This is a genomic window from Streptomyces torulosus (assembly GCF_001419765.1).
GTDB classification, from domain to species: Bacteria; Actinomycetota; Actinomycetes; order Streptomycetales; family Streptomycetaceae; genus Streptomyces; species Streptomyces torulosus.
Map to the genome: position 1 here is coordinate 1 of NZ_LIRK01000486.1, position 22,674 is coordinate 22,674.

The 22,674-nt window shown below is 70.5% G+C and carries 22 protein-coding genes and 2 pseudogenes; 18 read left to right on the plus strand and 6 right to left on the minus strand.

Translation table 11 applies throughout. The annotated features are described in order from the left end of the window. From AOK23_RS30525 to AOK23_RS30535, 3 genes are all read left to right on the plus strand, one after another. Positions 1–838 (plus strand): IucA/IucC family C-terminal-domain containing protein (locus tag AOK23_RS30525; RefSeq protein WP_276205771.1); only part of this gene is annotated, 838 nt, incomplete at its 5' end. Next, on the plus strand, positions 835–2,025 hold the full coding sequence (locus AOK23_RS30530; protein WP_055715810.1) for a type III PLP-dependent enzyme: 1,191 nt from the start codon (positions 835–837) through the stop codon (positions 2,023–2,025). The genes AOK23_RS30525 and AOK23_RS30530, both read left to right, overlap by 4 nt. Positions 2,026–2,259: 234 nt before the next feature. After that, positions 2,260–3,444 (plus strand): 4-hydroxybenzoate 3-monooxygenase, encoded by a 1,185-nt coding sequence (locus AOK23_RS30535; RefSeq protein ID WP_055715811.1) that lies wholly within the window; start codon positions 2,260–2,262, stop codon positions 3,442–3,444. 122 nt (positions 3,445–3,566) lie between these two features. Here AOK23_RS30535 and AOK23_RS30540 read toward each other — a convergent pair whose 3' ends face one another. Next, positions 3,567–3,911, minus strand: coding sequence for a DUF8129 domain-containing protein (locus AOK23_RS30540; protein ID WP_055715812.1), 345 nt, complete (start codon positions 3,909–3,911; stop codon positions 3,567–3,569). A gap of 140 nt (positions 3,912–4,051) precedes the next feature. Beyond that, on the minus strand, positions 4,052–4,414 hold the full coding sequence (locus AOK23_RS30545; RefSeq protein ID WP_055512508.1) for a DUF6479 family protein: 363 nt from the start codon (positions 4,412–4,414) through the stop codon (positions 4,052–4,054). A 207-nt stretch (positions 4,415–4,621) separates the two neighbouring features. On the opposite strand from AOK23_RS30545, the gene AOK23_RS30550 reads away from it, so the two are divergent. Both AOK23_RS30550 and AOK23_RS30555 read left to right on the plus strand, forming a co-directional pair. Then, the gene (locus AOK23_RS30550) at positions 4,622–5,002 is read left to right on the plus strand and encodes a four-helix bundle copper-binding protein (protein ID WP_055715813.1); all 381 of its coding nucleotides are present in this window, start codon (positions 4,622–4,624) and stop codon (positions 5,000–5,002) included. A 138-nt stretch (positions 5,003–5,140) separates the two neighbouring features. Further along, positions 5,141–6,319, plus strand: a complete 1,179-nt coding sequence (locus AOK23_RS30555) for an acyl-CoA dehydrogenase family protein (protein ID WP_055715814.1) — start codon at positions 5,141–5,143, stop codon at positions 6,317–6,319. Positions 6,320–6,416: 97 nt separating this feature from the next. Here the strand turns inward: AOK23_RS30555 and AOK23_RS30560 are convergent, their stop codons facing one another. Next, positions 6,417–8,195 (minus strand): PucR family transcriptional regulator, encoded by a 1,779-nt coding sequence (locus AOK23_RS30560; RefSeq protein ID WP_079049794.1) that lies wholly within the window; start codon positions 8,193–8,195, stop codon positions 6,417–6,419. Between the two features lie 217 nt (positions 8,196–8,412). On the opposite strand from AOK23_RS30560, the gene AOK23_RS30565 reads away from it, so the two are divergent. The 11 genes from AOK23_RS30565 to AOK23_RS30615 all read left to right on the plus strand — a co-directional run bounded on the left by AOK23_RS30565 (position 8,413) and on the right by AOK23_RS30615 (position 19,175). Next, the gene (locus tag AOK23_RS30565) at positions 8,413–8,901 is read left to right on the plus strand and encodes a general stress protein (protein ID WP_055715815.1); all 489 of its coding nucleotides are present in this window, start codon (positions 8,413–8,415) and stop codon (positions 8,899–8,901) included. A gap of 51 nt (positions 8,902–8,952) precedes the next feature. Further along, the gene (gene dnaK, locus AOK23_RS30570; protein ID WP_055715826.1) at positions 8,953–10,863 is read left to right on the plus strand and encodes a molecular chaperone DnaK; all 1,911 of its coding nucleotides are present in this window, start codon (positions 8,953–8,955) and stop codon (positions 10,861–10,863) included. 9 nt (positions 10,864–10,872) lie between these two features. Further along, the gene (locus AOK23_RS30575; protein ID WP_055715816.1) at positions 10,873–11,490 is read left to right on the plus strand and encodes a nucleotide exchange factor GrpE; all 618 of its coding nucleotides are present in this window, start codon (positions 10,873–10,875) and stop codon (positions 11,488–11,490) included. Positions 11,491–11,496: 6 nt separating this feature from the next. Next, the gene (locus AOK23_RS30580) at positions 11,497–12,450 is read left to right on the plus strand and encodes a DnaJ C-terminal domain-containing protein (RefSeq protein ID WP_055715817.1); all 954 of its coding nucleotides are present in this window, start codon (positions 11,497–11,499) and stop codon (positions 12,448–12,450) included. Then, the gene (locus AOK23_RS30585; RefSeq protein ID WP_055715818.1) at positions 12,450–12,845 is read left to right on the plus strand and encodes a chaperone modulator CbpM; all 396 of its coding nucleotides are present in this window, start codon (positions 12,450–12,452) and stop codon (positions 12,843–12,845) included. Before AOK23_RS30580 ends, AOK23_RS30585 begins: the two co-directional genes overlap by 1 nt. Continuing rightward, positions 12,836–15,475, plus strand: a complete 2,640-nt coding sequence (gene clpB, locus AOK23_RS30590; RefSeq protein WP_055715819.1) for an ATP-dependent chaperone ClpB — start codon at positions 12,836–12,838, stop codon at positions 15,473–15,475. Before AOK23_RS30585 ends, clpB begins: the two co-directional genes overlap by 10 nt. Continuing rightward, entirely contained in the window at positions 15,472–15,930 is a 459-nt protein-coding gene (gene trxA / locus AOK23_RS30595; protein ID WP_055715820.1) for a thioredoxin, read from the plus strand. The genes clpB and trxA overlap by 4 nt, the downstream gene beginning before the upstream one ends. A gap of 6 nt (positions 15,931–15,936) precedes the next feature. Next, positions 15,937–16,200 (plus strand): UBP-type zinc finger domain-containing protein, encoded by a 264-nt coding sequence (locus tag AOK23_RS30600; protein ID WP_055715821.1) that lies wholly within the window; start codon positions 15,937–15,939, stop codon positions 16,198–16,200. Beyond that, positions 16,200–17,981: an FAD-dependent oxidoreductase gene (locus AOK23_RS30605; protein WP_055715822.1), complete on the plus strand. Its 1,782-nt coding sequence runs from the start codon at positions 16,200–16,202 to the stop codon at positions 17,979–17,981. Before AOK23_RS30600 ends, AOK23_RS30605 begins: the two co-directional genes overlap by 1 nt. 46 nt (positions 17,982–18,027) lie before the next feature. Continuing rightward, complete coding sequence (locus AOK23_RS30610; RefSeq protein WP_055715823.1) at positions 18,028–18,525, plus strand: Hsp20/alpha crystallin family protein; 498 nt, start codon at positions 18,028–18,030, stop codon at positions 18,523–18,525. A gap of 257 nt (positions 18,526–18,782) precedes the next feature. Then, on the plus strand, positions 18,783–19,175 hold the full coding sequence (locus AOK23_RS30615) for a DUF2267 domain-containing protein (protein WP_055715824.1): 393 nt from the start codon (positions 18,783–18,785) through the stop codon (positions 19,173–19,175). A gap of 322 nt (positions 19,176–19,497) precedes the next feature. On the opposite strand, the gene AOK23_RS30620 is transcribed toward AOK23_RS30615, so the two are convergent. Further along, positions 19,498–19,947 (minus strand): DUF1931 family protein, encoded by a 450-nt coding sequence (locus AOK23_RS30620; protein ID WP_055715827.1) that lies wholly within the window; start codon positions 19,945–19,947, stop codon positions 19,498–19,500. Between the two features lie 343 nt (positions 19,948–20,290). Here AOK23_RS30620 and AOK23_RS30625 point away from each other — a divergent pair, with 343 nt between their 5' ends. Together AOK23_RS30625 and AOK23_RS52060 are read left to right on the plus strand one after the other, a co-directional pair. Then, positions 20,291–21,412 (plus strand): hypothetical protein, encoded by a 1,122-nt coding sequence (locus tag AOK23_RS30625; RefSeq protein WP_206336327.1) that lies wholly within the window; start codon positions 20,291–20,293, stop codon positions 21,410–21,412. 74 nt (positions 21,413–21,486) lie between these two features. Next, a pseudogene (locus tag AOK23_RS52060) lies at positions 21,487–21,625 on the plus strand (IS630 family transposase); the annotation flags it as partial. Between the two features lie 72 nt (positions 21,626–21,697). Here the strand turns inward: AOK23_RS52060 and AOK23_RS30630 are convergent. Together AOK23_RS30630 and AOK23_RS45765 are read right to left on the minus strand one after the other, a co-directional pair. Then, a complete protein-coding gene (locus AOK23_RS30630) occupies positions 21,698–22,168 on the minus strand; it encodes a GYD domain-containing protein (RefSeq protein ID WP_240496639.1) in 471 nt (156 codons plus the stop codon). Between the two features lie 16 nt (positions 22,169–22,184). Further along, a pseudogene (locus AOK23_RS45765) lies at positions 22,185–22,442 on the minus strand (helix-turn-helix domain-containing protein); the annotation flags it as partial. Between the last annotated feature and the right edge of the window lie 232 nt (positions 22,443–22,674).

A 22,674-nucleotide genomic window follows, 5' to 3' on the forward strand; every position in this document is an offset into this window, starting at 1 on the left:
CGCCGTCGCCCTCACGCGCCTCCTCGCCCCGGCCCTCGCCGACCTGGAGAGCCGCTTCCCGGGCAGCGCGATGCTCCGCGAACCCGCCTACCGCAGTCTCGCCCTGCCCGGCCCCGACGGCACCCCCGACCGCGCCCTCCTCGAAGGCTTCGGTGTGATCGTCCGCGAGGGCCTGTCCCGGCGCCTGCTGCCCGGCACCACCCCGCTGCTCGCGGCGGCCGTCGCCGACGAGTACACGACCGGCCCGGCCCACATCTCCCGGCTCCTGTCCGGACGCGGCCCCGAGGCGGCGCTCGACTGGTGGCGGGCCTACCTCCGCCTCCTCGTCCCGCCCGTCCTGTCCGCCTTCTTCGACCACGGCGTCGTCCTGGAACCCCACCTCCAGAACGTCCTGATCTGCGTCGACACCGACGGCATGCCCGCCCGGGTCCTCTTCCGCGACCTGGAGGGCACCAAGCTCGTCCCCGACCACCACGCCGGCACCCTCGCCGCGCTCCCGCCCGAGGTCGCCGGCCCGATGACGTACGATGCCCGGCGCGGCTGGGACCGGATCGTGTACTGCCTGCTGGTCAACCACCTCGCCGAGCTGCTCGCCGCCCTCGCCGACCTGCACCCCGAGACCGAGGCCGACCTGTGGGCGGCGGTCCGCGCCGCGCTGCGGACCCACGCCGACGAGGAGAGCCGACCGCCCCTGCTCGCCGCCCTGCTGGCCGGGGTGCCGCTGCCCGCCAAGGCCAACCTGCTCACCCGCTGGGAACGCAAGGCCGACCGCGAGGCCGGCTACGTCCGCCTGCCCTCGCCCCTCGCCGAGGACATCCTCCGCTGGAGCACCCGATGACCGCCCCGACCCCCGCCGTACGCGCCCGTGTCCTGTCGCTGACGCCGACCGAACTCCCCGCTTACGTCTACGACATGACGGCCCTGCGCGAGCACGCCGCCCGGGTACGGTCCGCGCTGCCCGACCGGGTCGAGCTGTACTACGCCGCGAAGGCCAACCCCGACCCGGAGATCCTCACCGCGCTCGGCCCGTACGTCGACGGCTACGAGGTCTCCTCCGGCGGTGAACTCGTCCACGTCGCCGAGTCCGTTCCCGGCCGACCGCTCGCCTTCGGCGGGCCCGGAAAGACCCCCGACGAGATCACGACCGCGCTGGCGCGCGGCGTCGAGCGCTTCCATGTGGAGAGCGAGCACGACCTGCGGATGCTCGCCGACCTGTCCCGGCGGGTGGCCCCGGGCCGCCGCGTGGCGGTTCTCCTCCGCTTCAACCTCGCCGTCGCGGACGGTTCCCTCGCGGGCAGCTCCCTCGCGATGGGCGGGCGCCCCACCCCGTTCGGCATCGACCCCACCCGGGCGGCGGACGTGCTGCGCACCCTCACCGACGGGAGCTGCGCCCACCTCGAACTGCGGGGCGTCCACGCGCACCTGGCCAGCGGCCTCGACGCCCCCGAGCAACTGTCCGTCGCCCGCACCGTCGTCGACTGGTCGACCGGCCTCGGCGTGCCCCTCGCCGAGGTGAACATCGGTGGCGGCATGGCCGTCGACTACGCCGACCCGGACCGCCCCTTCGACTGGTCGTCGTACGGCGACGGACTCGCCCGCCTCCTCGCCGACCACCCGGGACTGACGCTTCGCATCGAACCCGGCCGCGCCCTGACCGCCTACTGCGGCTGGTACGCCACAGAGGTGCTGGACGTGAAGCACAGCCACGGCGAGGAGTTCGCCGTGGTGCGCGGCGGCACCCACCATCTGCGCACCCCGGCCACCAAGGGCCACGACCAGCCCTGCTCGGTGCTCCCCGTGGGGGAGTGGCCCCATCCATGGCCGCGTCCCACGGCCCAAGGGGACCGTGTCACCCTCACCGGCCAGCTCTGCACCCCCAAGGACCTCCTCGCCCGGAACGTCCACGTGCCGGGGCTCCGCGCGGGGGACAGGGTGGCGTTCTCCCTCGCGGGCGCCTACGCCTGGAACATCTCCCACCACGACTTCCTGATGCACCCGCACCCCGGGTTCCACTTCGTGGACTGAGCCGGCCTCTCTCTCCCCCGGCCCCCCGGGCCGCTGCCTCCACCGCTGCCACGCTCGAACCGTCCGCCCTCCGCGACCGTCCCTCCGTGTGTGACCGTTGACAGGCGGGCGGACCGGGCGCAGACTCATCACCACAACTTAGTGAACTGAACTTCACCTGGCGAACATCTGACGACCAAGGTCGGCTCCCGGAGGCGGGACGCGGCTCGTCCTCAACGGCGAGGAGTACTACTCATGCACACCACCGTCGGCATCATCGGCGGCGGCCCGGCCGGGCTGCTGCTGGCCCGTCTGCTGCACAACGCGGGCATCGACAGTGTGGTTCTGGAACGCAAGGACCGGGCGTACGTCGAGCAGCGGCAGCGCGCCGGAATCCTGGAGCAGGCCACCGTCGACGTGCTGCGGGCCTGCGGCGCCGGCGCCCGTCTCGACGCCGAGGGGATGCCGCACGACGGCATCGAGCTGCGCTTCGCCGGCCGTGCCCACCGCGTCGACTTCCCCGAGCTGACCGGCGGCCGCCGCGTGTGGGTCTACGCCCAGACCGAGGTCGTCAAGGACCTGATCGCCCTCCAGCTCGCCGACGGCGGCCCGCTGCTGTTCGAGGCCGAGGTGCACGCCGTGGAGGGCGTGGACGGCGACCGCCCGGTGATCCGGTATACGCACGAGGGCCGCGAACAGACCCTGACTTGCGACTACGTGGTCGGCTGCGACGGCTTCCACGGCGTGGCCCGCGACGCCGTCCCGGAGGGGGTGCGGACGACGTACGAGCGCACCTACCCCTACTCCTGGCTGGGCATCCTCGCCGACGCCCCACCCGTCTACGACGAGCTGATCTACGCCCACTCCGAGCGGGGCTTCGCGCTGGCCAGCATGCGGTCGCCGTCCGTGAGCCGCCTCTACCTCCAGGTCCCCAACGGCACGGACCCCGCCGACTGGTCCGACGAGCGGATCTGGGACGAGCTGGATGCCCGGTTCGCCCTGACCGCGAACCCCGGCTGGCGGCTCAAGCGCGGAACCGTCACCGCCAAGGCCGTCCTGCCGATGCGCAGCCATGTCACCGAGCCGATGCGGTACGGCCGCCTCCTCCTCGCCGGCGACGCCGCCCACATCGTGCCGCCCACCGGCGCCAAGGGCCTCAACCTCGCCGCCACCGACGTCATCGTGCTGGCCCGCGCCTTCGCACGGCTGAAGGAGACCGGGTCGACGGAGCTGCTCGACGGGTACTCCGACACCTGTCTGCGCCGGGTGTGGCGGGCCGAGCACTTCTCGTACTTCATGACCACGACCCTGCACGCCGACCCGGAGCAGACTCCGTTCGAGACCAAGCTCCAGCTCTCCCAGCTGCACCGCGTCGCCACCTCCCGCCACGCGGCGGCCGAACTGGCCGAGAACTACACCGGGCTGGCGCTGGAAGGCTGACCACCACCGCCGGAAGGGGCGCCCCGCACAACACGGGACGCCCCTTCCGTACGCCGACCTCCACCAGCTCGGGCGCCCCGCCCGTTCCGGTCGGCCGGTGGCCCTCGCGCGCGGTCCTGGACCTATGTGCGGTCGCCCTTCGGCCTGCCCCGCTGGTCCGGAGTGCCGTGCGGCGGCGGGCTCATCGGCTGCGGCGAGGTCGCCGGCGACACGGGGGAGCCGGAGCGGCGGCCGTGCTGCTCCGGCCGCAGCGCACCGGGGTCGCCCGACGTGGGCTCGGCGCCCGAGCCCAGCTGGTCCAGGCGTGCCGTCAGCAACTGGGTCACCGGCAGCCGGTCGGCGTGGTCGCGCTCGTACGTCAGCAGCTCCTCCACCTCCTCGGCGGTGAGCGACCGTACGCGGCTCTCCAGGCCGCCGATCGGCAGATGGTCGTAGTCGGGCAGCGGCAGCGTCCGGTGGTCTGCCATGGCTCTCACTCCCTCGTGCTCCTCGTGGCCGTACGCGCGCGTGCGGCTGTGGTGACACTGCGTGATCACAGGATCGGCCGGGTGACCGTCCGGGCAGCGGGCGGGCCCCTGCCGCAGCCGGGGCCCGCCGCGATGCGGTGTCAGTGGGCGCCGAGCCCACCGCTGCCGAAGGAGCCGCTGCTGTTCTTGCTCCAGCGGGGCCGCTTCTTGTCGGGGTTGGGCCGGGTGCCCTGGTTCCCGTGCACCTCGTACGGCGTCAGCCGGTAGTCGCTCTTCGGGATCTCGTCCGGTTCACGGTTCGCCTGCTCCTCGCGCACAGGGCCGCCCTCGGGCAGCTTCGGCTGCTCCTCGGGGAGGGGACGGCGCGGCTCACGCGCACGGACGCGCGCGCCCAGCCACAGGGCCCCGATCAGCACCGACACGACGACCACCCCGGCGATGAACGGGGCGGCGCCGCCCAGCACGCTGCGCTCTGCTGCGAAATTAGCCCATTCCGTGTTCATATCGGATGAATACCCCCAAAGGGTCGGATGAACCTGGTCGGCTCACATGGGAGGCGGTCGGGACGACCGTTCCTCGCCCCCGTGCCGGGGTGTGCACGGGTGCCCGGTCGGGTGCCGGGGGAAACGGAACTCGGCGAACCGGCCTCGGCGAACCCGGCTCGGCGGCGCCCCGCGTTTGACGGACAGTGCTCCGGCTACCCGCCTCGGGTGACCCCGACGACGACATCCCAGCAGCAGGAACTCATCCGATTCCTCGAGGACCGCTTCGCGTGTGCGCAGGCGTGCACCGAATGTGCGCGTGCGTGTGCCCTGCGGGCGAGCCTCGCCGATCCGGACGGCCCAGAGGAGCAGGAGCACATGCGGCGCAAGGGCATCATGTGCGCGGAGGTGTGCGACGCCACCTGCCGGGCGCTGTCCGAGCAGACCAACCTCGACGAAGCGGCCGTGCGCGTCCAGGTCGAGTGGTGCCGGACGGTCGCCCTGGAGTGCGCCCGCGTCTTCGACGAGCACCCCGGCGCCGAGGAGAGCGCCCGGGCCTGCCGCGCCTGCGCCCGGGCCTGCACGGACTTCCTCGTCACCCTCGGCTGAACCGCGCGCCCCCTCGGGTGCCATCGAGCGGTGTCGACGGCGATCGGCCGGACTGCCACGCTCCCGCGTGTTCCCAATTACTGGAACACGTTCTAGCGTGTGCGCCGTCAGGTCGGCCTTGGGGAGCCTGGAGGCGCCGTGCACCTCGAATACACGCCCGAGCAGCAGCGGTTGCGCACCGAACTGCGCGCCTACTTCGCCGAGTTGGTCCCGGCGGGCGCCTACACCCGGCACTCCGAGCCGGCGGCGCAGAAGCGCTTCTACCGGGAGACCATCCGCCGCCTCGGCGCGGACGGCTGGCTCGGCGTCGGCTGGCCCAAGGAGTACGGCGGACGCGGCCTGACCGCCATCGAACAGTTCATCTTCTTCGACGAGGCCGCTCAGGCGGGCGTCCCGCTGCCGCTGATGGCCCTCAACACCGTCGGCCCGACGATCATGCAGTACGGCACCGAGGAGCAGAAGTCGTACTTCCTGCCGCGCGTCCTCTCCGGTGAGATCGACTTCGCGATCGGCTACAGCGAGCCCGACGCCGGCACGGACCTCGCCTCGCTGAAGACCCGCGCGGTGCGCGAGGGAGACGAGTACGTCGTCAACGGCCAGAAGATCTGGACGACCAACGGCGACACGGCGGACTGGGTGTGGCTGGCGACCCGCACCGACCCGGACGCGCCACCGCACAAGGGCATCACCATGCTCCTCGTCCCGACCACCGACCCCGGCTACTCCTGCACCCTGATCAACACCCTCGCCTCGCACGACACCACCGCCAGCTACTACGAGAACGTCCGCGTGCCCGTCTCCCGCCGTGTAGGCGAGGAGAACAAGGGCTGGCGGCTGATCACCAACCAGCTCAACCACGAACGCGTCACCCTCGCCGCCCACGGCACCATGGCGATCCGCTCCCTGCACAACGTCCAGCGCTGGGCCATGGAGACCAAACTCGCCGACGGCCGCCGCGTCATCGACCTGCCCTGGGTGCGCCGCCGCCTCGCCCAGACCCACACCAGGCTCGACGCGCTCAAGCTCCTCAACTGGCGCATGGTCAGCGCCGTCCAGGACGGCACCCTCACCCCGCAGGAGGCGTCCGCCGTCAAGGTCTACGGCTCCGAGGCCCGCCGCGACGCCTACGCCTGGCTCATGGAGATCGTCGCCGCCGGCGGCACCCTCAAGGAGGGCTCGGCCGGCGCCGTCCTGCACGGCGAACTCGAACGCGGCTACCGCTCGGCCGTCATCTTCACCTTCGGCGGCGGCAACAACGAGATCCAGCGCGAGATCATCGCCTGGATCGGCCTGGGCATGCCCCGCGTCCGGCGCTGACACGATGTGTGACGAGCACTTTGGTCGGCACACAAGCGGGACAGCCGGCACCAAGATCACGGGTGTTCCCAGAGCAGGGCCCATCGCCATGGGCTCCTCATCCGGGTCCGCCCAGCATGATCTTCCACACCCGGGTCGCGACCTGCAGGTTGAGGCGGTCCTCCACGTTCGTGAGGTCATGGCCGCTGATCTCGCGGATGCGCTGGAGCCGGTAGCGAAGCGTGCTGCGGTGGATCGTGAGGGACTCGGCGGTCTCGGCGTAGTTGCCGCCGCAGTCGAAGTACCGGGACAGAGTCTCCACGAGCGCCGCACGGTGCCGGCTGTCGTAGTCGACGAGCTGTCCCAGCCATTCCCGAACGAACCCCTCCAGCTCCTGGTAGTCGTTCCCAGGTCCCAGGATGCGGTAGAGGCCCAGAGCGTCGAAGAACGTCGTGCCGTACCGACTTCGGGACCGTCGGCGTACCTCCAGGGCCCGCAGTGCCTCTTGGTAGCGGCCGGGGAGACCGTCCGGGGTGTCGCAGCGGGCGCTCACCCCGATCGTCCCGTCCGGTGTGCCGGTCTCCCGGGCGAGCGCCTCGTACAAGGCGTGGTCGTCGGGCCTGCCCTCGGCGACCAGGACCACGTGGTCGGAACGCCGAGTCACCATTGACCGCATGCCCACGGCCGAAGCCGCCCGGCTCACGGTCCGCGCGAAGGCGTCGTCGGAGACCTGGCTCCTCCACTGCACGACGACCACGTACTGGATGCGGTGCAGGTCGTGCCCGAACGCCTCTGACCGGGCGTAGGCGCTCGCCTCGTCCGTGCCCGCCAGAAGATCGTCGACCAGTTCGCGGTGCAGTCGCAGCTCCACCTCCGCCAGGTGGCGCAGATGCGACATCTCCAGGGCGAGTGAGGTGGCGGCGTGCTCCAGAGCGAACACGGCGTAATCGTCGGCCTCGTCCCGGGGATCGACCAGGGCCAGTACTCCGAGGACTTCACCGCGGGGGCGTATCACGCAGCTGAGCCGGCCCTTGATCCGCACGGATCCGCCTCTCCGGGCGACCGTCTGAAGCATCTCCTCATGGCGTGCGGGGTCCGGGTCCGGATAGGGGTCGGGCCGGCCGGGGCCGGTCCAGGACCGCAGTCGGCCGAAGCGGTCCTCCACCAGCACCGGAAATCCGGTGAGCTCATGCAATGCGCTGGTGATGGCCTCCTCGCCGCCGCCCGAGGACGCGACCTCGGCGAGGGCCTCGTGCACGGCACGCTGATATCCCGCCTCGACCACGAGGGAGATCAGCCGCTGCTGGAGGGTTGCTCGTTCTCGTCGCAGTAGTTGCAGCTCCAGCGCGTCTTCCTGCTGGCGGCGGTGCGCGACGGCGACCGACAGGGCCGCGGCGGTGAGGCGCACCAGCGCGGTGAGCAGGTAGTTCTGAGCATGGGTGGGCCGGGAGCGCGACGTCACCACGAGGTAGCCGTGCAGTCCACCGGGTCCGTGCAGGGCCAGGGCCCGGCCTCGTGAGCGGCCGGGAACGGCCACGGGGCCGTCCCGCCCCGTCAGCTCTCGCACCGTCCGGTCGACGGCTGACGCAGGGTCCGGCCCGCCCTGCGGGCTGGGGACCAGCCGGCCGTGCACCCTGAGGTATCCGGCCTCGGCTCTGTACGGGCCGACGGCCGACACATGGTCCATGGCCTGGCGCAGGATGTCGCCTTCGTTCCGGGTGTCGAACAGGGCGCGGGAGATCGCCAGCAGTTCGTGGGGAGGGTCGGCCGGGCTGGGTAGGTGCGGGCGGGACCCTCTCCACGAGGCCGTCGGGTGCCGCCTGGGCCGGCCCCGTGGAGGGCTGCCTTCCTGGACGGGACGGCCTCGGCGCATGTTCCGGGCCCAGCGGCCGACCATGGGATCACTCCCTTTCCTGAGCCCGCACAGAGGTGGGCGGCCTTCGCGTACCCCTCTGCGAGCGGCTCACCCGAGGTCTTCGGGGTTCGCCTCGTGCTCTCGGGGGGACGGGCGCCGTCGTTCTTTGACCTGCCGGGGGCAGGCGTAGGGCCGCTCGGTTCGCCAGTCTGGGGCGTGCCGGGGGCCGCCATGCATTCCCGGCAGAAAGGACTGGGCGATGACCGAGCAGTCTCGCAGGCCCGTTGCCACGTACGAGACGTACCAGGAAGCCGAACGCGCCGTCGACCATCTCTCGGACCAGGGGTTTCCCGTGGAGCGGGTGGCCATCATCGGGCAGGACGTCCGCCTCGTCGAGCAGGTCGTCGGACGTATGGACTACGGCCGGGCCGCCCTGCACGGTGGGGCGAGCGGGGCCCTTCCCGGTGCGCTGATCGGCTGGCTCTTCGGCCTGCTCGACTGGGTGGACCCGCTCGTCTCAGCCCTGCTCGTCGCCCTCTACGGCCTGATTTTCGGGGCGATCGTGGGCGCGCTGTTCGGTCTGCTGCTGCACGCGCTGCAGGGCGGCCGCCGGGACTTCGCCTCGGTCCGCTCGATGCAGCCCAGCAGGTACGACGTCGTCGTGGACGAAGCGGTCGCCGACGAGGCCATACGGCTGCTCGGCGGGCTGCGAACCACCGGCCTCGGCGGACGTCCCGCCCATACATGAACGATCGGACCGCGGCTGCGGCGCATGCCGCCGCACCGGGAGGAGCTCCTCATGGCCAAGGCAGTGGGCATCGACCTGGGCACCACGAACTCGGTGATCGCCGTGTGGGAGGGCGGCGAGCCTTCCGTCGTGCCCAACACCGAGGGAAACCGTACGACACCGTCCGTGGTGGCCTTCACCGACACCGGGGAACGGCTGGTGGGCCAGCTGGCCCGGCGCCAGGCGATCCTCAATCCCAAGGGCACCATCTACTCGGCGAAGCGGTTCATCGGCCGGCACTTCGACGAGATCTCGGACGAGGCCAGGGCGGTGGCGTACGACGTCGTCGAGGGTGAAGGCGGCGTCGCCCGCTTCAAGGTGCGCGACAAGCTCTACGCGCCCGAGGAGATCAGCGCCCAGGTACTGCGCAAGCTGGCCGACGACGCCTCCAAGCAGCTCGGGGAGCGGGTCACGGAGGCGGTCATCACCGTGCCCGCCTACTTCAACGACGCCCAGCGCACCGCCACCAAGGACGCCGGGCGGATCGCGGGACTGGAGGTGCTGCGGATCATCAACGAGCCGACCGCGGCCGCCCTCGCATACGGCATGGACAAGAAGGAGCACGAAACGGTGCTGGTCTTCGACCTCGGCGGCGGCACGTTCGATGTGAGCATCCTCGACGTGGGCGACGGCGTGGTGGAGGTGCGTTCCACGGCGGGCGACAGCCACCTGGGCGGTGACGACTTCGACCGGCGTCTGGTGGATTACCTCGCGGACGACTTCCAGAAGGAGAACGGCATCGATCTGCGCAAGGACCCGCAGGCCCTGCAGCGCCTGTTCGAGGCGGCGGAGAAGGCCAAGACCGAGCTGAGCTCGGTGACGCAGACGCAGGTCAGCCTGCCGTTCATCACGGCCGATGCCTCGGGGCCCAAGCACCTGACCGACTCGGTCATGCGGTCCACGTTCGAGCAGATCACCAGCGATTTGGTGGAGCGGTGCCTGGGGCCGGTCCAGCAGGCGATGGCCGATGCCAAGGTCGGCGAGAGCGACATCGACGAGGTGATCCTCGTCGGGGGTTCCACCCGCATTCCCGCCGTCCAGGCGCTGGTGCGCCGGCTGACCGGCGGCAAGGAACCCAACATGAGCGTCAACCCCGACGAGGTCGTGGCCCTGGGCGCCGCGATCCAGGCCGGGGTGCTCAAGGGCGAGGTCAAGGACGTCCTGCTGCTCGACGTCACGCCCCTGTCGCTGGGTGTCGAGACACGGGGTGGCGTGATGACGAAGATCATCGAGCGGAACACCACCATCCCCGTGCGCCGCGCCGAGACCTTCTCCACAGCCGAGGACAACCAGCCCGCCGTCGACATCGTCGTCCTCCAGGGCGAGCGCGAACGGGCCGCCGACAACCGGGTGCTCGGCCGTTTCCAGCTCACCGACATCCGCCCGGCGCCGCGCGGCGAACCGCAGATCGAGGTCACCTTCGACGTCGACGCCAACGGCATTCTCAACGTCAAGGCCCGAGACCGGGACACCGGCAAGGAACAGGGCATCACCATCACCGAGAGCTCCAACCTCGACCGCGGCGAGGTCGAACGCATGGTCCAGGAGGCCGAGCGCAACCAGGGCCAGGACCAGGCCCTGCGTGAGGCCGTCGACGCCCGCAACGAGCTCGACGCTGTCGCCTATCAGGTCGACAAGCGCCTCGCCGAGCTGGGCGACGCCGCACCCGCGCACGAGAAGGCACGCGCCGAGATGCTGGTGTCCGATGCCCGGGCGGCGGTCAAGGAGGAGGCAGGCGTGGAGCGGGTGCGGCCCCTGACCTCCGAACTCCAGCAGGTGCTGTCAGGGCTGTTGGCGCATCAGGGCGGCGCCGCCACGCGTGGTCCCGACCAGGACACCACCGGGGACGGTACGACCGGCGGCGGCCCGAGCGGCGGTGGCGGTGACGACGACGTCATCGACGCAGAGTTCGACAAGGACTGAGGAACCGTCATGCCGATCCACCCCAGGGAATCCGACCCGGCCGTGCCGGACCCGGCCGACCCGGCTCCGCAGGGCGCCGCACGCCCTCCCCGAGGGGATCTTCCGCGCTCGGGCCAGCCGGCCGGGACGGGGCCCGACACGGACGAGGAACCCGGCCCCGACGCGGCCGGTGGCCCCGCCCCGTCCGAGGACGAGCACACGACCGAGCTCAAGGAACTCGAGGACCGCTGGCGGCGCGCGCTCGCCGACCTCGACAACCTCCGCAAGCGCCACGCCAGGGAACTGGAGCGGGAGCGGATGGTCGAGCGGTCCCGCACAGCCGCGGCCTTCCTGCCCGTCGTGGACAACCTCGAACTCGCCCTGACCCATGCGGGATCCGACCCCGGCGCGATCGTGGAGGGCGTCCGGGCGGTCCGTGACCAGGCGGTGAACGTCCTCGAACTGCTCGGCTACCCGCGACACGCGGAGACCGGCGTCGCTTTCGACCCGGCCCGCCACGAGGTGGTCGGTGTCGTCCAGGACCCCGACGCCCCACCGGGCACGGTCGTCGAGGTGCTCCGCCCGGGCTACGGGGACGGCGAACGCCAGCTCAGGCCCGCCGCCGTGACTGTCGCGAAGCGGGAGTGACCGGTCATGGCACAGGACTTCTACGAGGTACTGGGCGTGTCACGGACCGCGAGCCAGGACGAGATCCAGCAGGCATATCGCAAACTCGCCCGCAAGTACCACCCCGACGTCAACAAGGACCCGGGGGCGGAGGAACGCTTCAAGGACCTCAACGAGGCGTACAGCGTCCTGTCGGACCCCAAGACCCGGGCCCGTTACGACCGCTTCGGCGAGGACTTCCGGAGGGTACCCGAGGACTGGGAGGAGCGGGTCGGTGCCGGCGCCGGACCCGGCGGCGGCTTCCGCGCTCGGAGGACGGCGGGCGCGGGCGGCCCCCGTGTCCGGTACACCGGCTTCGGCGACGACTTCGCAGGGGAGGGCATCGACATCGAGGACCTGCTCGGCTCGCTCTTCGGAGCAGGCGCCGCCCCCGGCGGCGTACCGGGAGCCGACCAGGAGGCGGAGCTGCCGCTCACCGTCGAGGAGGCGTACAGGGGCGGCCGCCGAACCGTCACGCTCGCCGGCCCCACCGGGCAGCCGCGACGGTACGAGGTCGACGTACCGCCCGGCGTCACCGACGGGCAGCGCATTCGCCTGGCGGGCGAGGGCGGACGGGGCAGTGGTGACGCCGCCGCGGGGGATCTGTATCTGCGGGTGCGCATCCAACCGCACCCTCGGTTCCGGCTGGACGGCCGGGACGTGTACGTGCAGCTTCCGGTAACCCCCTGGGAGGCCGCGCTGGGCGCGACGGTTCCGGTGCCCACCCCGGGCGGCGGCACGGCCAAGGTCACCGTGCCCGCGGGCTCGCCCAGTGGCCGGCGGCTGCGGCTGCGCGGCGAGGGCATGCCGAATCCGCGCGGTGCCGACGGCAACCTCTACGCCGAACTCCGCGTCATGGTGCCGCCCAAGCTCAGCGACCGGGAGCGCGAGCTGTTCGAGGAGCTCGCCGCCACCTCTTCGTACGATCCCAGGAGGACGTGATGAGCGACCGACCCTCATGGGCGGCGACCGGCGGCCGGACCGCCCGGGCCGACGCGGGCGGGCGTCCCGCCGGCTCCACGGCCGTGCGGTACGCGCTCGTTCCCGTGCCCCGGCTTTCCCTGGACACCGTGGCCCGCCGCGCCGGCGTCCATCCCGACCTGGTCCGCCGGTTCGTCGCCCTGGGCCTGGTCGACGCCGAGCGCGACTCCGCGGGCCGCCTGGTGTTCGACTCCGCGGCCCCGGCAGTTCTCGCCCGCGTTCAGCGGCTGCGCTCCGGTCTGTGTCTCAACTACGCATCCATCGGTCTGGTGCTCGATCTGCTGGACCGCATCAGCCTGCTCGAAGCCGCACTGCGCCGCGCCGGTACGAGGAGTGACATACCGCCATGGACATGAACCGTCTCACCCAGAAGTCACAGGAAGCTCTCCAGGAGGCGCAGACCGCCGCCGTCCGCATGGGCCAGACCGAGGTCGACGGTGAGCATCTGCTGCTTGCTCTCCTCGACCAGGAGAACGGCCTGATCCCGCGGCTGCTGCAACAGGCGGGCAGGGAGCCCGAGGAACTCCGTGCGGCTGTGCGTGAGGAGCTTTCCCGTCGGCCCAAGGTGACCGGCCCGGGTGCCGCGCCGGGCCAGGTGTTCGTCACCCAGCGGCTGTCCCGGCTGCTGGACGCGGCCGAGCGGGAGGCCAAACGGCTCAAGGACGAGTACGTCTCCGTGGAGCACCTCCTGCTCGCCCTGGCCGAGGAGGGCCCGTCCACCGCCGCCGGACGGCTCCTCAAGGAGCACGGCATCACCCGAGACTCGTTCCTGAGCGCGCTCACCCAGATCCGCGGCAACCAGCGCGTGACCTCGGCCAACCCCGAAGTGGCATACGAGGCCCTGGAGAAGTACGGCCGCGACCTGGTCGCCGAGGCCAGGGACGGCAAGCTCGACCCGGTCATCGGCCGGGACGCCGAGATCCGCCGCGTCACCCAGATCCTCAGCCGCAAGACCAAGAACAACCCGGTCCTCATCGGCGACCCCGGCGTCGGCAAGACCGCCATCGTCGAGGGCCTGGCCCAGCGCATCGTCCGGGGCGACGTGCCCGAAGGACTGCGCGACAAGACCGTGTTCGCACTGGACATGGGCTCCCTCGTGGCCGGGGCAAAGTACCGGGGCGAGTTCGAGGAACGCCTCAAGGCCGTGCTGTCCGAGGTGAAGGCAGCCCAGGGGCACATCCTGCTCTTCGTCGACGAACTCCACACCGTCGTCGGCGCGGGCGCCGCCGAAGGAGCCATGGACGCGGGCAACATGCTCAAGCCGATGCTCGCCCGCGGCGAACTCCACATGATCGGCGCCACCACCCTCGACGAGTACCGCAAGCACATCGAGAAGGACGCCGCCCTCGAACGCCGCTTCCAGCAGGTCCTGGTCGACGAGCCGAGCGTGGAGGACACCATCTCCATCCTGCGCGGACTGCGCGAGCGCCTGGAAATCTTCCACGGCGTGAAGATCCAGGACACCGCACTGGTCTCCGCGGCCACCCTCAGCCACCGCTACATCACCGATCGGTTCTTGCCCGACAAGGCCATCGACCTCGTCGACGAAGCCTGCGCCCGGCTGCGCACCGAGATCGACTCGATGCCCGCCGAACTCGACGAGATCACCCGCCGCGTCACCCGCCTGGAGATCGAGGAGGCCGCCCTCTCCAAGGAGACCGACCCCGCGAGCAAGACCCGCCTCGAGGAACTGCGCAAGGAACTCGCCGACCTGCGCGGCGAGGCCGACGCCAAACACGCCCAGTGGGAGGCCGAACGGCAGGCGATCCGCCGCGTGCAGGAACTGCGCCAGGAACTGGAACAGGTCCGCCACGAGGCGGAGGAGGCCGAACGCGCCTACGACCTCAACCGCGCCGCCGAACTCCGCTACGGCCGCCTCCAGGACGTGGAACGCCGGTTGAAGGCCGAGGAGGAGCAACTGGCCTCCAAGCAGGGGCAGAACCGGCTGCTGCGCGAGGTCGTCACCGAGGAGGAGATCGCCGAGATCGTCGCCGCCTGGACCGGCGTTCCCGTCGCCCGCCTCCAGGAGGGCGAACGCGAGAAGCTACTGCGCCTCGACGAGATCCTGCGCGAGCGCGTCATCGGCCAGGACGAGGCCGTCAAGCTCGTCGCCGACGCCATCATCCGCGCCCGCTCCGGCATCCGCGACCCTCGCCGCCCCATCGGCTCGTTCATCTTCCTCGGCCCCACCGGCGTCGGGAAGACCGAGCTGGCCAAGACCCTCGCCGCGGCCCTGTTCGACTCCCAGGAGAACATGGTCCGCCTTGACATGAGCGAGTACCAGGAGCGGCACACCGTCAGCCGGCTGATGGGGGCCCCGCCCGGGTACGTCGGCTACGAGGAGGGCGGTCAGCTCACCGAGGCCGTTCGCCGCAAGCCGTACTCGGTCGTGCTGTTCGACGAGATCGAGAAGGCGCACACCGATGTCTTCAACACCCTGCTGCAGATCCTCGACGACGGCCGCATCACCGACGCCCAGGGCCGCACCGTCGACTTCCGCAACACCGTGATCATCATGACGTCCAACATCGGCTCCGTGCACCTCCTCGACGGTGCCACCGCCGAGGGCGAGGTCAAGCCGGACGCCCGCGCCCTGGTGATGGGCGAGCTGCGCGGGCACTTCCGCCCGGAGTTCCTCAACCGCGTCGACGACATCGTGCTGTTCAAGCCGCTCGGTGAGCGGCAGATCGAGCGGATCGTGGAGCTGCAGTTCGCTGAACTGCGCCGCCGCCTCGCCGAGCGCCGCATCACCGTTGAACTCACCGAGGCCGCCCGTGAGTTGATCGCCCACCAGGGCTACGACCCGGTGTACGGGGCCCGGCCGCTGCGGCGTTACATCTCGCACGAGGTCGAGACACTGGTCGGGCGCGCCCTGCTGCGCGGCGACGTACAGGACGGCGCGACGGTCCGTGTCGACGCCGAGCACGGAGAGCTGGTGGTCACCTACGACCAGCCCGATGACATGAAGGGAGTGAGGGCGGCATGAGTACCGTGCAGGCCACCAACGTCACCTGCCCGCACTGCGGGCGCACCAACCGCGTACCCGTGGCAGCCGAGGGCCGCCCCACGTGCGGCAACTGCAAACAGCCGCTGCCGTGGACGGCCGACGCGGGCGACGACGACTTCACCGAGGTCGTCGAGCAGGCCACCGTGCCCGTCGTCGTCGACCTGTGGGCCACCTGGTGCGGCCCCTGCCGCATGGTGAGCCCCGCGCTGGAGAAGGTCGCCGCCGATCTCGCGGGAAAGATCAAGCTGGTCAAGGTCGACGTCGACAAGAACCCACGCCTGGCGCAGCGGTTCGAGGTCCAGGCGGTGCCGACACTGTTGGTCCTCGACAAAGGACAGACCATCGCCCGGCAAGCGGGCGCCGCACCTGCCCCAGCCCTGCGGCGGTGGGTGGAGCAGTCGATCGCGGGCCGCGAACCGGCCGGGAAGGGGTGATCAGCCATGACCGTACGAACCGACCCCCACCTCGCGCTCGTCCGGCCGGTCCGGCCACTGACCCCCGAAGGGTGTCAAGAGTGTCTGCTGCTCGGCTCCCCGTGGGTCCACCTGAGGCTCTGCCTGACCTGCGGCCACGTCGGCTGCTGCGATTCCTCGCCGAACCGGCACGCGCGCCGTCACGCCGCCGCCGACGGCCATCCGATCGCGGCGTCGCTGGAGCCCGGCGAGGACTGGCGGTGGTGCTTCGTCCATGAGGCGTTCGTGTGATGTCCGGCGACGGGACGCGGCCGAGCGCAGCGCAGGTGCCGGACGAGACGCAGGAGAGCGTCCCCTTCGAGACCGCCGACATCTATGGCGCCTATCCCCGCCTGTCGGAGGACCAGATCGACCGCCTGGCGCAGCGTGGTCGGCGGCGCGAAGTCGACGCCGGCGAAGTGCTGATCCGGGAGGGGGAGCGGTGCGAGACATTCTACGTCGTCCTCAGCGGCTCGGTCGCCGTCGTCGAGGACTACGGCACGCCCGACGAACGTCTGCTGCGTGTGCACGGCCCCGGCCGCTTCATCGGCGAACTCGGCCTCCTGAACGGGCAGGTGGCCTTCTACACCGCTACGGTCAGGGACCCCGGTGAGGTCCTCGCCCTGTCCATGGATCAGCTGCGTGACCTGGTGGCCCGGGACTCCGTCCTTGGCGATCTGGTGCTGCGTGCCTGCCTGGGCCGCCGTGCCCTGCTCGTCGGCCAGGGCGCCGGTTTCCGCATTGTCGGCTCGCGCTATTCGCCCGACACCCGGCGGCTGCGTGAGTTCGCCGCCCGCAACCGGCTGCCGTACCGCTGGATCGATCTGGAGACGGACGAGGAGGCCGAGGCGCTGCTGCGCCGTTTCGGCGTCGGCCCGGAGGAGACACCGCTCGTCATCTGGCGGGACACCACTCTGTTGCGCAACCCCAGCAACGCGGAACTGGCCCGGCTCATTGGCCTGCCCTCGCTGCCCGCAGGAAACCATCACGGCGATCTCCTGATCGTCGGCTCCGGACCCGCCGGCCTCGCCGCCGCGGTGAACGCCGCCTCGGAAGGTCTCGGTACGACCCTGGTCGAGGCGATGGCCACCGGCGGCCAGGCCGGGACGTCGTCCCGCATCGAGAATCTGCTTGGCTTCCCCTCCGGCATCTCAGGCGCCGAACTCACCGACCGCGCCGTGCTCCAGGCCGACAAGTTCGGCGCCCGGATCAGCGTCCCGGTGGAGGTGGCCCGTCTCGAACCGCGGGACGGCCACTACGCCGTCGGGTTCGCCGACGGCAGCGAGATCACCGCCCGCACCGTCGTCCTGGCCACCGGCGCCCGCTACCGCCGCCTCCACGTGCCCGGCATCGAACGCCTGGAGGGAACGAGCGTCCACTACTCGGCGACCGTCTACGAGGCCCAGCAGTGCCGCACCGACCCGGTGGCCGTCGTCGGGGGCGGCAACTCCGCGGGCCAGGCCGTACTCTTCCTGGCCGGGTACGCACCGCGGGTGTATCTGCTCGTCCGTGGGCCGAGTCTTGAGGCGCACATGTCCCGCTACCTGATCGATCAGGTAGAGCGCCACCCGCGGGTGCGGGTGCTGCTGCACACCGAGGTGACCGAGGCACTCGGCGACAAGGTGCTGGAGGCGGTCACCGTGGTCGACCACCGTACGAGCGAGCATCGGCAGCTCGCGGTGCGGGCCCTGTTCGTCTTCACCGGCGCCGACCCCCACACCGAGTGGTTGTCGGGCGCGCTCGCCCTCGACGCGCGCGGCTTCGTGCTCACCGGCATGGAGGCGCAGGCCCGCTCCGTTCCCGAAGTCTGGCAGAGCCAGGGCCGCGACTGCCTGACGCTGGAGACCAGCCTGCCTGGCGTCTTCGCCGCCGGCGACGTCCGCAGCGGCTCGGTGAAACGCGTGGCCTCCGCGGTCGGCGAAGGCGCGATGAGCATCCACTTCGTGCACCGCTACCTGGGCCACACGGCCGCGCCCGGCGGCACCGACAGCTCCCCGCGCACCCGTCCGAAGGAGTCCGCGTGGCTCGCATGACCCCAGAGAGCGACGAGATCACGAGAAGGAGAAGGAGGCGATGGGAATGACTACGCCCGTCCGGCACCAACGGGGTGCCGCAATGCAGGCCAGGCCGCTTGGCTGGGCACGCAATCCGCTGACGGAGTTCGAGCAACTGCTCAGCGAGATGAGCGGGCTGATGGAATCGACGGTGGGAGGCGCGGCGACCGCAGTCGCGTGGACACCTCTGGCGGATGTCACGGAGTCCGACGACGCCTTCCGCGTCGAGATCGAACTCCCCGGCGTCAAGAGCAAGGACATCGACGTCGAAGCGAACGGCCAGGAGCTGGTGGTCACCGGAGAGATCAAGGAGAAGGAACGCAAAGGCGTCCTGCGCCGGAGCACCCGCCGCACCGGAGCCTTCGAGTTCCGGCTGCGGCTGCCCGGAGAGGTCGACACCGAAAAGATCAATGCGCAGATGTCGGACGGGGTGCTCGCCATCACCGTCCCCAAGGCCGAGGTCGCAAAGCCCCGGCACGTCGAGATCAGCGAGACGAGTGAGAGCCCCGGGAGCAGCGGCTGACACGTTAACGCCGGGGTTCCGGACACCCGTCCGGCAGCGCGGCCTTCTTCTGCCCGTCACTCACGCGCGCGGCGCCAGAGCATCGCGTCGCCCTCATGAAGGACGAGGGCGCGGCCACGGCTCATGCCGGCCTGTCGTGGCCCTGGGCCAAGAGCCCTGCCAGCGGCAGCTACGCGCCGACGGACGGACGCGGCTGACCTGACAGCGCATCGGGCGACCCCCATGACCAGCGGTGACCGCGGCAGAAGGAGGCAGCGATGAAATACGACGGATTCCTCGCCCGTGTACGGGAGCGAGGCGAATACAACGACCAGGCTGAAGCCGCGGGCGTCACCAACGCCGTGCTGGAAGTGCTGGCCCAACGGATCAGCCCGGGAGAGGTCAAGGACCTCGCATCCCAGCTGCCCGGCCCGCTGGGACAGGTTCTGGACCATGCCACGCCGCAGCACGCGCAGAGCTTCGGGATCGAAGAGTTCTACCGCCGGGTTGCCGAGCGCACCAATGCCCGGCCGCGAACGGCGCAGTGGGACGCCGGCGCGGTCCTGACCACCGTTGCCGACGCTGTCACCGGCGGAGAACTGAATCAGATCCTCAGTCAGCTCCCCTCCAGTTACGCGGCCCTTTTCGGCAAGGCTGACCTCGCGGACTGAGCTCAAGGGCGTCGAGGAGGAATTCGAGTGGCCCAAAGAAACGGCGTGAGCAGTCGTACGCGGCGGTCGAGGGTGGCAGCGAGAAGCTGGTGCGCCCCGTACTGAAAGCTCCGGAGCGCCATGTGAGCGCCGGCGGCGTGCTGCCCGAGCTCATGGCCTCGGTGTACCGGTTCAGGACCGTGGGCGGCTCCGCAGGTGAGGCCAGCTGGGCCGCCCTGACCAGTTCAGATCTGAGCCCTCCGACACGGAAAACTGGTGGCAGGTCAGCCCGGAGGGCTGGGGCTTGCCCTGCCGTGGCCCGCGCCCTTGGTGCGGTCGCCACTCACAGCAGGAGGTCGAAGACCGCTCGAACCTCGTCCCAGTGCTGACTCTGGGGATTCTTCAGGTTGGGGTGGAGGATCTTGAAACTCTGGGCAAGGGCCAGGCTGAGTCCGCCGATGACGTCCGGATAGGCCGCCTCGGTCTCCTCATCGGGCGTACGGTCCAGAGCGGGATGGGCGGCGAGCTGTTCCAGGATCGGCTTGAGTTCTACTTCCTGGTCGATCTTCCGGAAACTGTGAATGCTCTCCTGGAGGCCTTTCGTGATCGGTAGGTCAGAGGTCCGGATGACGTCTCGACCGTTGGCCTTGGCCGTGGCCTGGGCGACGGTCAGCAGATCGTAGAGCTTGGCGTCGACGAAGTCGCTGTAGCGCTTGAGATCGTTCTTGTCGACGTCCAGTCCTGCGGCCGCACGGAAGAACTTCTCGAACCTGGCGATGGACATCACGGTCATGGTGGCAACCTCCGGCTGCGGGATCCGGGTGGCTCCCGGCCCCTGGGCTTCCCAGTCAGCCTGGCCGACGCGGACGCGCGAACGCATGCGCATGTCGGGCCCAATTAGCCTCTCCGTCTTGCCCTGCCAGGACAGAACACCTAGGGCCCTTGTGATGGATCTCCGCGGCGTCGCGACGCCCGGCACACGCGGTGGCGGACGCGCTCGTGGACCGGTGGGTGCAGGCCGTGTGACCGCCTGCACCCGCAGGCGGGGGCCGGCGTGTCACGCGGCGTCGACGTTACCCCGGCGGCGTCTGTGGGCACTCGGGGTCGGCGGGGCAGCCGAGGAGGAGGGTCCAGCCATGCAGGTGTCCTCTCAGGGCGTTACGGTCGTGGCTCTCCTGGCGGATCCGGACACGCCTACGGAAATCGCGCAGCGCATGGCCCGGACACTTTCTGCTCGGCTCGCCGACAAGTCGGGCGAGGGGCGACGGTTCGACATCGAGGTGGTCAGTGAGCCCTTCACCGCCGGGGTGGAAGACCCGCCCACATTGATGCGCCGGATCATGGACCGTGGGAGTGCGGAGAACTGGGACATCGTCGTGGCCCTCACCGACCTCCCGCTGCACTCACACGGGCGCAGGCTCGCTGTGAACCTGAATCACGAACACGGCTTGGCGCTGCTCTCTCTTCCTTCACTGGGAGGCCTGCGGCTGCAGACGAGGGCCCGGCGGGCCGTCGAAGAAGCCGTGCTCGGCATGACGGGTCCGCCAACCACTGGTGCTGAAGGACCTCCAGGAGATCAGCCGCTTCCGGGGCCCTCCGCCAAGCGTCTCGCGCCTGTTCATCCGGGCCGAACCGGCGAGAAGGAGACCGACGATCTTCGGTACGTCGTCGGCGGGCCGCGCGGTTACCTGCGAGTGCTCGCCGGGATGGTCCGTGCCAACCGGCCGTGGCGGTTGGTGCCGGGCTTGTCGAAAGCCCTGGCGGCCGCGCTCGCCACGGGGGCAGTCGCCACCGTGAACTCCACCGTCTGGAACCTTGCCGCGTCCCTCAGCACGCCACGCCTTGTGATCGCCACCGTCGGATCTGTCGCGATCATGATCGGCTGGCTGATCATAGACGCGGACCTGTGGCATCGATCAGCAGAGAGCTCGCCGGAGGCGAGGCAGAGGGCGCGGCTGTACAACGCCTCGACGGTCGCGACCGTGGGTATCGGGGTGCTCGTCTGCTACGTGGGTTTGATGCTCATCAACTGGGTGTGGGCGCTGTTCATCCTCAACGACCAAGTGTTCGCTTCCATGACACGAACCCCGCTGCACGCCGAGGACTACGTGACGCTGGCCTGGTTCGTCGCTTCGGTCGCCACCGTGGGCGGCGCACTGGGATCAGGCTTGGAGAGCGACGAGGCGATCCGGGCGGCCGCCTACTCCAAGCGCGAACAGGAACGTCGCCGCACGCTTCTGAACGGCCAAGATGACTAACTTGAGTTAGCCCTTGGCCGTGGTGGTTCGGCCCGGAACTCCTGGTAGTTCAACGGGTGTCGAGCCATGTGATCAAGAACCGTGCTGGCTTCCCCACGACGCCGCCGCACGCCAAAACACGGGGGCAGACATGGACGGAGCCCCCTGGTGCGGGTCCGCGGCCGTTCTCGCAGACGGATATCGATCGCCGCGCTGACCTGCTGCAAACCCGGGCCTGGGATCAGTCCGACGTGCCAGGCGTGGACCAGTCCGCCTGCTCCTCAGAATTGCCGGCTGCCCGGACCGCTACGCGCCGGGAGCTCGGTACTGAACTTGCCCGGCTTTGCGCAGGGCGTCCATGGTTTCGTCGACGGTCAGGAGAACGGTCGTCTCGAACGAGCTGAGTGCGCCGCCTCCGCTGATCGCCAGGGCGACCGCGGCCATGGAGACGTTGTCGGGGGCCTCCCACAGGTTGTAGCCGTCGCGGGTGCCGAACGCGTACCAGAAGCCGTGGAGCTTGCCGCCGACGGACTCGATGTACGACTGAGCGGCCTTGGCGCGGTCCTCGGGGTGGCCGATGAGTCTCGCCCAGGTCTCCGGCGTGTAGCTGAACCTCGATAGATAGAGCGGCATCATGTCTCCCTTTCGTCCCAGCCAGGCATGCCCCTGCGGGATGGGACACGCCTCCGAGGTCATCCGCGTATCCCCCGAACGGCGGGCAATGAACTGGAGGAACGTCCCGGTTACCGCCTCCTCGGGCTGGGCCGCTTTCACCATGATTCCTCGCTGTTCGCCGGCGCAGGGCGCGGACCTTGATGATCCGGCGCTCGGTGCGGGTCGGGGTGCGCCGTGGGCTGTGGTGCGGGCGGCTGGGGCGGTCGGCCATGCCCGCCTCGCCGAACGCGCGGTAGCGATCCGCCCACCGCTGGGCCGTGGTGGGCGAGACCTGGAAGCGTTCGGCAGCCCGCCGCAGCGGCCAGCCGTCCTCGACGACGCAGCGGGCCAGGCGCAGGCGTCCGGTCTCGGTCAGGGGTGCATTACGGTGGGGCACGAGGGCCTTTCTGTGGGTGTAGACGTCGCAATCCACACCGAACCGGAAGGCCCTCACCTATTCAAGATCCCTCAGTCGAGACCTGCCTCACCCGTCCACAACCTCCCAGGACAGAACACCTAGCCCGGCTACGCGGCCGGGGGCGTACTGCAGGGCGTCCAGCGACATGGGCCCACGTGTTGGGGCGTTCAGCGGGGCCGGCCGAGTGTTGCCGCCGGACGCAGGTTCTCCT

What these genes read in the sequence shown, in the direction of transcription:
- AOK23_RS30585 (WP_055715818.1), top strand. Translation starts at nt 12,450, where the DNA reads ATGAGCGACCGACCCTCATGGGCGGCGACCGGCGGCCGGACCGCCCGG.
- AOK23_RS30560 (WP_079049794.1), bottom strand. Translation starts at nt 8,195, where the DNA reads ATGGTCGGCCGCTGGGCCCGGAACATGCGCCGAGGCCGTCCCGTCCAG.
- AOK23_RS30565 (WP_055715815.1), top strand. Translation starts at nt 8,413, where the DNA reads ATGACCGAGCAGTCTCGCAGGCCCGTTGCCACGTACGAGACGTACCAG.
- AOK23_RS30615 (WP_055715824.1), top strand. Translation starts at nt 18,783, where the DNA reads ATGAAATACGACGGATTCCTCGCCCGTGTACGGGAGCGAGGCGAATAC.
- AOK23_RS30630 (WP_240496639.1), bottom strand. Translation starts at nt 22,168, where the DNA reads ATGGTGAAAGCGGCCCAGCCCGAGGAGGCGGTAACCGGGACGTTCCTC.
- AOK23_RS30625 (WP_206336327.1), top strand. Translation starts at nt 20,291, where the DNA reads ATGCAGGTGTCCTCTCAGGGCGTTACGGTCGTGGCTCTCCTGGCGGAT.
- AOK23_RS30530 (WP_055715810.1), top strand. Translation starts at nt 835, where the DNA reads ATGACCGCCCCGACCCCCGCCGTACGCGCCCGTGTCCTGTCGCTGACG.
- AOK23_RS30575 (WP_055715816.1), top strand. Translation starts at nt 10,873, where the DNA reads ATGCCGATCCACCCCAGGGAATCCGACCCGGCCGTGCCGGACCCGGCC.
- AOK23_RS30620 (WP_055715827.1), bottom strand. Translation starts at nt 19,947, where the DNA reads ATGACCGTGATGTCCATCGCCAGGTTCGAGAAGTTCTTCCGTGCGGCC.
- AOK23_RS30580 (WP_055715817.1), top strand. Translation starts at nt 11,497, where the DNA reads ATGGCACAGGACTTCTACGAGGTACTGGGCGTGTCACGGACCGCGAGC.
- trxA (WP_055715820.1), top strand. Translation starts at nt 15,472, where the DNA reads ATGAGTACCGTGCAGGCCACCAACGTCACCTGCCCGCACTGCGGGCGC.
- AOK23_RS30600 (WP_055715821.1), top strand. Translation starts at nt 15,937, where the DNA reads ATGACCGTACGAACCGACCCCCACCTCGCGCTCGTCCGGCCGGTCCGG.
- dnaK (WP_055715826.1), top strand. Translation starts at nt 8,953, where the DNA reads ATGGCCAAGGCAGTGGGCATCGACCTGGGCACCACGAACTCGGTGATC.
- AOK23_RS30610 (WP_055715823.1), top strand. Translation starts at nt 18,028, where the DNA reads ATGACTACGCCCGTCCGGCACCAACGGGGTGCCGCAATGCAGGCCAGG.
- AOK23_RS30540 (WP_055715812.1), bottom strand. Translation starts at nt 3,911, where the DNA reads ATGGCAGACCACCGGACGCTGCCGCTGCCCGACTACGACCATCTGCCG.
- AOK23_RS30535 (WP_055715811.1), top strand. Translation starts at nt 2,260, where the DNA reads ATGCACACCACCGTCGGCATCATCGGCGGCGGCCCGGCCGGGCTGCTG.
- AOK23_RS30605 (WP_055715822.1), top strand. Translation starts at nt 16,200, where the DNA reads ATGTCCGGCGACGGGACGCGGCCGAGCGCAGCGCAGGTGCCGGACGAG.
- AOK23_RS30545 (WP_055512508.1), bottom strand. Translation starts at nt 4,414, where the DNA reads ATGAACACGGAATGGGCTAATTTCGCAGCAGAGCGCAGCGTGCTGGGC.
- clpB (WP_055715819.1), top strand. Translation starts at nt 12,836, where the DNA reads ATGGACATGAACCGTCTCACCCAGAAGTCACAGGAAGCTCTCCAGGAG.